Origin of the sequence: Cellulomonas carbonis, from assembly GCF_014636275.1 — a bacterium.
Taxonomy (GTDB): Bacteria; Actinomycetota; Actinomycetes; order Actinomycetales; family Cellulomonadaceae; genus Actinotalea; species Actinotalea carbonis.
In genome coordinates, this window is sequence record NZ_BMEB01000014.1 from 1 (window position 1) to 11,210 (window position 11,210).

Below are 11,210 nucleotides of genomic sequence, written 5' to 3' on the forward strand. Positions count from 1 at the left end.
ACTTCGGTCGCCCACCGATGCCCTTCAAGCCCGCTCGCTGCATCAACATCGCCACCGTCCCCTGCCAGACGGTGAGCCCGCGGCCGAGGGTCAGCTCAGCGTGGACGCGGCGCACGCCGTAGATCCCGCGGGAGGCGGCGTGGACCTCGCGGATCGTGTCGGTGAGGATCACGTGGCGAATCGCGCGGGCTGACGGTGCGCGAGTGCGCCAGGCGTAAAACCCCGACTCCGAGGTGCCCAGCGCGCGGGTGGCGACCTGGACCGGCAGGCCCTCCTCGGCCATCACCGCGATGGCCTCGAACCGCCTTTTGGGGGCACCACCTTCCCCAGCAGCTCACTGGCCCGACGGTGCACCGCCAGCTCGGCCTCCAACTCGGCGATCCGCCGCTTGGCCGCGGTCAGCTCCGCCTTCTCCGCTGACGTCAGCCCTGGGGCAAGGCCGCGGTCGATGCGGTCCTGGCGCCGCCAGGTGTAGATCGACTCCTCGCTGATCCCGAGGTCCCGCGCGATGTCCGCGACGGAGCGTCCGCTGGCGACCAGGTCCAGCACTCTGCGCCGGAACTCCGGCGGATAGCCACGACGTCCCACAAGGCCCTCCTCCAAGGGTCAAGTGGCACCAGAGTCCAGGAACCGGACTCCACCAAACGCGAGACACACCATGTCCCACAGCCCCAACCGGTTCGGTGCCTCGGCTCGGAAGTGGCGCAGCACGAGGTCGTCGTGGGCAGGTGGGCCGGCCTTCTTGCCGCCTCGGGTGCGCTCCTTGCCGAACACCGACCACCAGCCGTTGGCCGAGCAGATCCGCCAGTCCGTCCGGTCGCACGCCCGCAAGCTCGCTCAGGCGGCTTCGTCGACCAGGAGTCCGTGGCCGAACTCTGGGTCGTCGCAGTGGGCAACGAACAGCACGTTCGCGAAATACCCGGAGCTGGCGAACGCGATCTTCGGATACCTCGAGATGTTCCACAACCGCCTGCGCCGGCACTCCCCCCGGGGGGCTGGCTCACGCTCCTGGAGTTCGAGAGCAGAGAACCGGTCACCGTGGCCTAGCGTCCAGCGACCCGGCTCCGCGGAACCCGGGACACACCACCCCCATGGAGATCCGATGAAGGTTGCCCACACAGCGCCCTTCCGGGCCAGAACGGCCGAGAAGATGTGCCGTGACAGATGCACATCGGGCGCGGGCCCGAACATCCTTGGTCCTCTTCGGGGTCCTGGTGCCCCTGGTCGCGGCCACCGCCGTTGGCCTGGTGGCCTTGTGGCCGTCCGGTGAGCCACAACGCACCGGTGTCATCGCGGTGGACACCGAGTACCCGGTGGCCGTGATCACCACCACCGAGGTGACAACTTGCGCCGGCGCCAACGAGGATCGCCGCCCTGATGGCACCATTCCTAGCACCGTGGCGTGCACGCTGGTCGGTGCGACAGTACAGAGCGGAGACCAGGCAGGCCGGGTGATACAGGTGTGGGCGCCGGCGACCGTCAGGCCGCAGGACGCCACCCCCAGCACCAAGATCGTCCTGGCCAGGTACCTTGAGTCCGGCCAGGAGGAGGAGGTCTGGGCCTGGCAGGACTTTTCCCGCACCGTGCCCCTTGGGCTGCTGGCCGGAGCGTATTCGATCGTCGTGATCGCCGTCGCGGGGCTTCGGGGCCTGCGTTCCCTGCTCGGCCTGGGCTTCGCCTTCGTGGTCCTGGGTACGTTCATGCTCCCCGCGCTGCTGCAGGGGCGCGACCCCTTGGCGGTGGGTGTGGTGGGCTCGGCGGCGATCATGCTGGTCGTGCTGTACCTGGCACACGGGTTGTCGCACCGCACGACCACTGCACTGCTTGGGACTTTCGCCGGTCTGGGTGTGACCGCGGTGCTGGGCGTGGTTGCGGCGGGTGCTGCGCGCCTGAACGGGATTACTAGCGAGGAGACCTATCGGCTGGCGATGCTGACCGGTCAGCTGGATGGGTACGCCTTGCGCGGGCTGTTCCTGGCCGGTGTGGTGCTGGCCGGTCTGGGCGTCCTCAACGACGTCACGATCACCCAAGCCTCCGCGGTGTGGGAGCTTAGTGCCGCTGACCCATCCGCGACCGCGGGACAGCTCTTCTCCCGCGGGATGAGAATCGGGCGGGACCACATCGCGTCCACTGTTTACACGATCGCCTTCGCCTACGCCGGGGCTGCCCTGCCGGTGCTGCTGTTGGTGCAGGTCTACCGCATGCCTGCGTTGCAGACCTTCAGCTCCGGTCAGTTCGCCGAGGAGATCGCCCGCACAGCCGTGGGCTCTATCGGTCTGGTCCTGGCCATCCCCCTGACCACACTGATCGCCGTCGCCGTCGTGCGAGCCGCCCCGCAGCGACCCGCCCGGCACCGTGCGCGACCCACGGCCCATGAAGGCGGTCTCCACCATTGACTCCGCGGCCACCAGGTTCCTGCCGCCCTCCTTCATGGCGGCTGCCAGGCGACTGATGGTTCCGTGACCACTGCAGCGGGCGGTGCGCACGCGTCACCCGCTGGACCGCATGCGCTTCACCGTGACCCGAATTCCCTGGAGGCCAGGGCGGCGACCATTCCGGATCTCGTCGACCGGGTCGGCGCGAGCAACTTCGACGTGTGGTCTTCGCAGATCACTGGCGGGGTTCGTGGGGGGCCTCATGACGGCCACAGGTGGCCGTACTGGCCGCGCTGTGCGGGTAGCCCGTTCGGGTGGTTCTGGTGGGACTTGCTGTCGCAACGTGGTGTGACACCGGTAGGCATGGGCGATCACTCGTCGCAATGGGGCGACAGTGCACGGGCTGGGGGCCTTGATGCGCGGACGCGGTCGTTTCGGTGCTCGGGTGAGTGTGGTCGCGATGACCGCGACCGCGGCGGTGGTGGCGAGCGCGTTGCCGGCGACGGCGGCCGCGCCGAGCGTGCCGACGGGGTTGGTGTTCGAGCGAGCGGTGTCGCACACCCCGGTGCTGGCCGGGACGGTCGCGGATCCGGACGGGGGTCCGGTGACGGCGCAGTTCTTCGCCCGCACGGCCGGCTCCAGCACCTGGAACATCGTCAACGGGACCACGGTGGCCGCAACGTCCGGGCAGGTGGCTCGTGTGACGTTGCCGGCGCAGGCGGCGGGCACGAGCGTGCAGTGGACGATGAAGTCCTGCGACGCGGCGACCTGCTCGTCCGCGGCGCCGGTGGTGACCAGCCTGGTCTCGCCGATGCTGGGTGCCGGGCCGCGGAAGAACGCGACGGCGTCGCCGTTCCAGCTCGGTGACCGGGTCAGCGCGAAGGTCGACGTCGGCACCGGGAACCTGCTGCTGGTCGCCGAGGCGCTGAGCGTGCCCGGGGTCAACGGTGACGTGCCGGTGCAGATGGTCTACAACTCCCTGTCGCTGGGCGCTGGGGTGGCGCAGGCGTCGACGTCGAACCCGACCGGGTACGGGTGGACCGTCGGGGTCGGGATGCGCCTGGAGGCAGCCGCGGACGGGTCGGTCGTCTTCCACGGCCCGGCCGGCCTGACCGGCACGTTCGCCCCGGCGGCCGGCGGCGGGTTCACCGCCCCGGCGGGCCTGACCGCGGACCTGGTGACGGTGTCCGGGGGTGGGTGGACGCTGACCGACCACGCCTCGCAGCAGAAGCTGACGTTCAACGCCGCCGGTGTCGTCACGAAGATCGCCGACCGGAACGGGAACACCCACACCCTGTCCTACGACCCGTACAACCCGACCCGCCTGACGAACATCACCGCCACGCGCGGGCCGGCCGGTCTGGACGTGACGTTCGCGTACACCTCGGGGCGGCTGACCTCGATCCGGCAGGGCCCGTCGGGGTCGGTGCGCACGGTCGCGGTCGGCTACGACACTGCCGGTGACCTGACGACGGTGACCGACGCGCTGAACCGCACGACGACGTTCAACTACACCGGGCACCAGCTGACCCGGGTGCAGGCCCCCGGCGGGGTGGACACCCACGTGTCCTACGACTCCCGTAACCGGGTGACCGCGGTGCGGCAGGTGAACAGCACCACCGGGTCGGCCGGAGACTCCTGGACCCGGTTCGCCTACACCTCGTTGACGCAGACGCTGGTCTCGAACGGGGAGCAGGAGACGACCGGGTCCCCGACCACGGGGGACCGCACGACGTACACGCTCAGGTCGGACCGCACCGGACGCGTGGTGAAGGTCATCGACGCGCAGAACCGTGAGCGGTCGGCGGAGTACACCGCGAACTTCGACCCGCAGACCGCGACCACCGGACCGGCCGGGACGACGGAGTCCTCCACGACGGGCTTCGAGTACGAGGCGAACAACAACGAGTCGTTGACCTCCGTGGAGTCTCCCGGTGGTGCAGCGCGCGGGTGGGCGTACACGAACACCGCGGCGACCACGAAGTACCTGCCGACCTCGAGCACGGACGACGCCGGGAACACCTCGCTGTACACGTACAACGGTGCCGGGAACGTCATGACCTCCAGCAACGCCCTGGCCGCGCAGGCGGTGCTGACCCGCAACACCAACGGCACGGTCGCCACCGTGACCGCCCCGGGCAACGGAACGAACAAGACGACCTACACCTACACGAACGCGCAGGTCACGAAGGTCACCCCGGTGACGGGCTCGTCCCTAGGGGTGCGGGACTTCACCTACGACGTGTACGGGCGGCTGAAGACCGCGACCAACGGCCGCGGGGTCACCACGACGTACAGCTATGACCTGCTGGACCGCCTGACCGGGGTGGACTACTCCGGCACCACGCCCAACCCCGACGTGTCCTTCACCTACGACACCGCCGGCCGCCAGGGCACCCGCACCGACGGCAGCGGCACGACCACGTGGACGTACGACCAGGTGGGGAACCTGCGGTCGGTGACGAACACGTTCGACAACGCGACGATCGCCTACACCTACGACAGGGTGGGGCGCATGGTCTCCACCACCGACTCCGGCGGGACCACCACCTACGGGTACGACACCGCCGGCGCGCTGGTCACGATGCAGTACCCGCACCCGGACGGTGGGACGGCCACGACCAACTTCAAGGTCGACGAGAAGGGTCGGCGCACCGACACGTGGATGCGCACCAACCCGACCAACAGCATCTGGGCCGCGCACTCGAACACCACCTACGACAAGTCCGGCCGGCCCAAGCAAATCAAGGGTGAACGCCGCCAGCCGGCGTCCGGCTCGCAGGTCACCACCGTGGTTGACCTGACCTACTGCTACGCGGCGAACTCCACCTACCCCACCTGCTCGACCAGCACCACCGATGACCGGTCGTTCGTGCAGTGGCGCCGGGACAACGTCAGCGGGCAGACCACCACCTACACCTACGACGGCGCCGGGCGCCTCACCCAGGCAGCGACCACCGCCGGCACCAACGCGACCACCCACCCGGCGGTCACGCACACCTACGCCTACGACGCCCGCGGCAACCGCACCACCGCCACGGTCACCACCGGCGGGGCCACCACGACCCAGACCCGCACCCACAACGCGGCCAACCAGACCACCAGCACCGGGTTCACCTACGACGGGGCCGGCAACCTCACGGCCGACCCGGCCGCCGGGACCATCGCCTACACCGCCGGGGACCAGATGGCCTCGGTCACCAAGGCCGGCACCACGTACAACTACACCTACGCCGGCACCGGCAACGGGGAGCTGCTGCGCAACCAGACCCCCAGCGGGACGTACTCCTACACCTACGGCACCACCGGCGCCGTCGGCCGGCCCGCGATCGAACGGGTCACCCTGGACGGGAACACCGCCCACCTGGACAACGACCCCACCGGACAGCCCGTCCAGCTGCGCACCTCCACCGGGCAGGACCTGCTGTACATCTACGACGGCCTCGGCTCCCCCGTCGCGCTGCTGTCCAACTTCAACACCACCGCCTTCGCCTACTCCTTCGACCCCTACGGCGTCGCCGAGCTCGAGAGCACCTCCGGTGGCAACGCGACCGTGCAGACCCCGTTCCTGTACACCGGGGGCCTGCACGACCGCACCACCGACTGGATCAAGAACGGCGCCCGCTACTACGCACCCACCGAAGGACGCTGGACCCAGTACGACACCCTCGACGCACCCCTCGACCCCGCCAACGCCAACCGCTACGCCTACGCAGCCAACAACCCCATCAACTACCTCGACCCCCTCGGACGCGCGTCCTTTAGTGCCGGATTACAGGTCTGCTACTACGCGTGCCTCAGCTTTACTATCAGCCAAGACCAGTCGGGGACCACGGGGATAACTGGCGGCGTCGGGGCCGGTTCACCAGGCGTCAGCGTGGCAGTCGGCCCCGCTTCAGGGGACGTCAGTCCTGGATTCGGCGCTTCGGCATCTTGCGGCGTGGGCAACTTGGGCGCTTCTGTGGGAACGGACGGCGCGGTCGCGGCAACCGTCACCTCATACTCCTCGGGTGGATGTTCCGCCGAGGGTACCTACACCTGGACGAGTTGAGGAGGGACCGCCAATGCCCGGCACTCAGGGAGGGACGCTTACCGCTCCGGTAGCGATCGCGATCGTTGTTGTGCTTCTCATCGTCGCGGCTGCCATGTACTTGAGGCGAAATCGCTGAGCTCTGCGCATGGCGCGGATCTGTCCTTGACGAGCGAGGGCGCCACACCGTTTGGTGATCGGCCGGTGCAGACCCAGAAGTGGAAACGAGCGAAACTTGCGCATGATGCCGCGAGTGCGAACGACCCGTCGGTGGCAGGTCCTGCGGAGAAGCACGGACAGCCTCGCGTGCCCGGTGACGGGCACGCGAGGCCGTCCGACGGCACTCGGCGGTCAGAGACGGGACGAGAAGAACAGTCCGAGGATGATCGCTCCGACGCCCACCACAGCAAAACCCACGGCGGGATAGATCATGTTGTGCCCGGTCGATCCCTCTTGGAACGCGCGCGATCGGGCGCCGAACACCTTCTGCTGCCGACGCGCGTTGCTACTGGCTACAGCGTCTCTCCTGGGGAAGATCGCTACTGCTGCCACCAGTGAGATGACGCCGACAAGAACAACGATCCAGTTCGGGTCCATCCTGTTCTCCGCCCTTCAGAAGGTGCATGAGACGCCCATGCTGCATTCTACGGCGCCGCCGGGGGACGCCCATCACTAAGGACGCTGGACCCAGCGCGACACCCTCGACGCACCCCTGGACCCCCCTCAACGCCAACCGCTACGCCTGCGCAGCCAACCTCGTCAACTACATCGACCCACGAGGCCAGTCGGTATGGAACGCCGCTACCGCGCTCGTTCAGGGCCTCGGCTGTCGTCAACAGCTGCAAGAGCGAGGAGGCGGGATCGTGGCGACGAAATCGAGCGGGATTGCGTTCATGTACGTGCTTGGGGCGATTCTGCTTGCATTAGGTCCGGTATGGATTCTTGCTCTCTCCGATGGTGGCCGCAGCCGGTTGGGCTTTGACCGCGACGGCGTCGGCTGGTTCGCGATATGCGCGGGCATCTTTCTCCTCATCGCCGCCACCCTTGAGCGAAGGAAGAAGTAAGGTGCGACCGCGGCCTCCGGGTCGAGGCACCAACGCGACCACCCACCCGGCGGTCACGCACGCCTACGCCTACGACGCCCGCGGCAACCGCACCACCGCCACGGTCACCACCGGCGGGTCCACCACCACCCAGACCCGCACGCACAACCCCGCGAACCAGACCACCAGCAGCGGGTTCACCTACGACGGGGCGGGGAACCTGACCGCCGACCCGGCCGCCGGGACGATCGCGTACACCGCTGGGGACCAGATGGCCTCGGTCACCCAGGCCGGCACCACGTACAACTACACCTACGCCGGTGTCGGCAACGGGGAGCTGGTCCGCAACGAGACGCCCGGTGGGACGTACTCCTACACCTACGGCACCACCGGCGCGGTCGGCCGGCCCGCGATCGAACGGGTGACCCTGGACGGGAACACCGCCCACCTGGACAACGACCCCACCGGGCAACCGGTCCAGATCCGCACCTCCACCGGGCAGGACCTGCTGTACATCTACGACGGCCTGGGCTCACCGGTGGCGCTGCTGTCCAACTTCAACACCACCGCCTTCGCCTACTCCTTCGACCCCTACGGCGTCGCCGAACTCGAGCAGACCTCCGGCGGGAACGCGACCGTGCAGACCCCGTTCCTGTACACCGGGGGCCTGCACGACCGCACCACCGACTGGATCAAGAACGGCGCCCGCTACTACGCACCCACCGAAGGACGCTGGACCCAGTACGACACCCTCGACGCACCCCTCGACCCGGCCAACGCCAACCGCTACGCCTACGCCGCCAACAACCCCGTCAACTACGTCGACCCAACGGGCCGGGTGACCGCTGGTCAGCTCGCTGGAGGGGCCGTGGCAACGGCTCTTGGAGTTGTTGGCGTCGGAGTCATCTGCGGCACCACGCTCGGCATCGGTTGCGCGGTTGCCGCTGGTATTGGAGTCGAGGCGGCCGCTGGTGCGATCGGCGGAGGTGTTCAGGCCCGCATGGATGGAACGAGCGTGAGCGAGGGCGTACGTGACGGCGCCGTCTTGGGCGCGGTCACCGGCGGAGTTGGCGCAACCGGTGTCGGCTTGTTCGTCAAGGGGGCGCACGCACTGTGAGAGTCCAGCTGATCGCTGCTCGTGTACTGGTCGTCCTGCTTGCGGCCCTCCTTCTCTTCAACGTGGTGTTCGCGTTGGCGGAGCGCGACCTTGGGGACACATGGTGGCTGATCGCTCTCAACGCAGCATGCTTGGCAGGCGCCGTCGGGCTCTACGTCGTTAGGAGACGGCATTCCGGAGCGCGGTGACCGGCAGCCCGGGCGTCCCGCCGCAAACGAACGTTTCCGCTACACCCGTCAGAGCTCAGCCGCCGTGGGGTGGTCGACGGGGCGCCCGATGTAGCGGAACTGTGTACCGGAATCTACGGTCCGATACTTCCCGTACCGGACGGGTTTCGCTACGGTCGGAGGGTGGGACACCTCCTGGGCTACGCGCGCGTGTCGACGACCGACCAGGACGCGTCGCTGCAGATCGACGCCCTGACCAAGGCCGGGTGCTACCGGGTGTTCGTCGACACCGGCTCCGGGTCGCTGCAGCACCGGCCCGAGCTGGACAAGCTGCTGGACCAGCTGCGCTCCGGGGACACGCTGGTGGTGTGGCGGCTGGACCGGCTCGGCCGGTCGATCCGTCACCTGATCGACCAGCTGCAGGTCCTGGCCGACCGCGGGGTCGGGTTCCGGTCCCTGCAGGAGACGATCGACACCACCTCCCCGGGTGGGCGACTGGTGTTCCACGTCTTCGCGGCGCTAGCCGAGTTCGAGCGCGACCTGATCCGTGAACGCACCAACGCCGGCCTCGCGGCCGCTCGTGCACGGGGCCGCACCGGTGGGCGGCCGTCGGCGCTGTCCGCCGACCAGGTCCGGGCTGCCCGGCGGATGTACGAGCAGAAGGACATGACCGTCGCCCAGATCGGTCAGGTGCTCGGCGTCTCGCGCACCACGATCTACCGGGCCCTGAACCGCCCACCCGCCGGCGCGGCGCCGTCACGACGAGCCACGAGCGCCGTGTAGGCCGGTCGTGGACGCGGACGGGCGGTGGCAGATCCTGCGGTCGCATGTCGAGGACCAGGTCCCGCTCGCCGCGCTGGCCCGTCACCACGGCCTGGGAGTGCGCACGCTGGAACGCTGGCATGCCCGCTACCGCGCCGGCGGCCTGCCGGCCCTGAGCCGACTGCCGCGGGCGGACGCCGGCGGGCATCACCTGCCGGCGGACCTCATCGCGCTGATCGAAGGGCTCGGACTGACCCGACCCCGCCCACCAATCGCGGCGATCCACCGGACTGTGGTGAAGGTCTGCTCCGGCACCGGGTGGCCAGTCCCGTCCTACGGCGTCGTCCGATCGATCATCACCGCCCTGGACCCCGGCATGGTCACCCTCGCCCTAGAGGGACCAGCCTCCTACCGGGACAAGTACGAGCTCGCATTACGGCGGACAGCCGAGAGCCCCAAATGCGATGTGGCAGGCCGACCACACCTTGCTGGACATCGTGCTCGTCGGCACGGACGGCAAGCCGGCCCGGCCGTGGCTGACCGTCGTGATGGACGACTGCTCCCGCGCGATCTGCGGCTACACGGTCTTCTTCGGTGCGCCGTCGACGATGTACACCGCCCTGGCGTTGCGGCAGGCGATCTGGCCCAAGACCGACCCCCGGTGGCCGATGTGCGGGATCCCCGAGGTGCTGTACGTCGACCACGGGTCCGACTTCACCAGCGACCACCTCGCCCGCACCGCGGTCGACCTGCACGTCCGCCTGATCCACTCCGCCGTCGCCCGACCCCAAGGCCGGGGCAAGGTCGAGCGCTTCTTCGGCACGGTCAACACCGAGCTGCTCACCACCCTGCCCGGACACCTCCCCAGCGGTGCGGAGCGCCGGCCCGCACCAGCACTGTCCTTGGCCGACCTCGACGCCGCCGTCGGGGCGTTCATCCTGGACTACAACGACCGCGCTCACAGCGAGCTCGGCGTCTCACCGCGGGCGACGTGGATCGCCGACGGGTGGCTGCCACGCCTTCCCGACAGCCTCCAGGCGCTGGACGGGCTGCTGCTGACCGTCGCCCAATCCAGGACCGTGCGTCGCGACGGCATCCACTTCCAGGGCATGCGCTACGTCGCACCGACCCTCGCCGGCTTCGTCGGGCGCCCCGTGGTCATCCGCTACGACCCCAGAGACATCACCGAGATCCGCGTCTTCGACCACGACCAGTTCCTGTGCACCGCCGTCGACCAGGACCACCACGCGCAGCAGATCAGCCTCAAGGACGTCCAGGCCGCCCGCAACGCCCGGCGCCGCGCGCTGCGCCGGGGCATCAACGAGCGGATCGCCGTCGTCGCCGCCCACACCGTCGACGCCCCGGCCAGGCCACTGCCGCCGCGGATGCCGACCGTGGCGCGGCTCAAGGTCTACAAGGAGGACCTCAGGTGAGCGAACGCTTCATCGTCACCAAGGAGCACCGCCGGTTCACCGAGTTCGCCGACTCCGTCCGGCGTGGTCGCACCATCGGGCTGTGCTTCGGACCGGCCGGGGTCGGCAAGACCGTCTCCGCACGCCGCTACGCCCACTGGGACCAAGCCCGCGAGCTGCTCACCGACTGGGGCCCACGTAGCGACGACGACGCCAAGATCTACGCCGCGCTGGCCAAGAACCGCACCGCCCTGTACACACCCGGGGTCCTGACCACCCCGCGGCTGCTGCGCGAAGACCTGGA

The 11,210-nt window shown here is 69.1% G+C and carries 10 protein-coding genes and 1 pseudogene; 8 read left to right on the top strand and 3 right to left on the bottom strand.

Going from position 1 to position 11,210, the window contains the following annotated elements; translation table 11 throughout:
* Together IEV86_RS17375 and IEV86_RS17380 are read right to left on the bottom strand one after the other, a co-directional pair.
* The coding region (locus tag IEV86_RS17375) for an IS3 family transposase (RefSeq protein ID WP_188484830.1) at positions 1-283 on the bottom strand (283 nt) is incomplete at its 3' end.
* The gene (locus tag IEV86_RS17380) at positions 283-588 is read right to left on the bottom strand and encodes a transposase (protein ID WP_043607661.1); all 306 of its coding nucleotides are present in this window, start codon (positions 586-588) and stop codon (positions 283-285) included. The genes IEV86_RS17380 and IEV86_RS17375, both read right to left, overlap by 1 nt.
* A 626-nt stretch (positions 589-1,214) precedes the next feature.
* Between IEV86_RS17380 and IEV86_RS17385 the strand changes: the two genes are divergently transcribed.
* Together IEV86_RS17385 and IEV86_RS17390 are read left to right on the top strand one after the other, a co-directional pair.
* Positions 1,215-2,396 carry a YibE/F family protein gene (locus IEV86_RS17385; protein WP_229734722.1) on the top strand — a complete coding sequence of 394 codons (1,182 nt, stop codon included), beginning with the start codon at positions 1,215-1,217 and terminating at the stop codon, positions 2,394-2,396.
* A 439-nt stretch (positions 2,397-2,835) separates the two neighbouring features.
* The gene (locus IEV86_RS17390) at positions 2,836-6,426 is read left to right on the top strand and encodes an RHS repeat domain-containing protein (RefSeq protein WP_188484831.1); all 3,591 of its coding nucleotides are present in this window, start codon (positions 2,836-2,838) and stop codon (positions 6,424-6,426) included.
* Between the two features lie 330 nt (positions 6,427-6,756).
* On the opposite strand, the gene IEV86_RS17395 is transcribed toward IEV86_RS17390, so the two are convergent.
* A complete protein-coding gene (locus IEV86_RS17395) occupies positions 6,757-7,002 on the bottom strand; it encodes a hypothetical protein (RefSeq protein ID WP_043609784.1) in 246 nt (81 codons plus the stop codon).
* Between the two features lie 266 nt (positions 7,003-7,268).
* On the opposite strand from IEV86_RS17395, the gene IEV86_RS17400 reads away from it, so the two are divergent.
* The 6 genes and pseudogenes from IEV86_RS17400 to IEV86_RS17420 form a co-directional block, all read left to right on the top strand.
* Entirely contained in the window at positions 7,269-7,469 is a 201-nt protein-coding gene (locus IEV86_RS17400) for a hypothetical protein (protein ID WP_043609787.1), read from the top strand.
* Between the two features lies 1 nt (position 7,470).
* Positions 7,471-8,565, top strand: a complete 1,095-nt coding sequence (locus IEV86_RS17405; RefSeq protein ID WP_043609790.1) for an RHS repeat-associated core domain-containing protein — start codon at positions 7,471-7,473, stop codon at positions 8,563-8,565.
* A 350-nt stretch (positions 8,566-8,915) separates the two neighbouring features.
* The gene (locus IEV86_RS17410; RefSeq protein ID WP_043609793.1) at positions 8,916-9,515 is read left to right on the top strand and encodes a recombinase family protein; all 600 of its coding nucleotides are present in this window, start codon (positions 8,916-8,918) and stop codon (positions 9,513-9,515) included.
* A 7-nt stretch (positions 9,516-9,522) separates the two neighbouring features.
* Positions 9,523-9,627, top strand: a pseudogene (locus tag IEV86_RS18320) (hypothetical protein); the annotation flags it as partial.
* 331 nt (positions 9,628-9,958) lie between these two features.
* Positions 9,959-10,927 carry a TnsB C-terminal domain-containing protein gene (locus IEV86_RS17415; protein WP_438501611.1) on the top strand — a complete coding sequence of 323 codons (969 nt, stop codon included), beginning with the start codon at positions 9,959-9,961 and terminating at the stop codon, positions 10,925-10,927.
* The coding region (locus IEV86_RS17420) for an AAA family ATPase (protein WP_188484832.1) at positions 10,924-11,210 on the top strand (287 nt) is incomplete at its 3' end. The genes IEV86_RS17415 and IEV86_RS17420, both read left to right, overlap by 4 nt.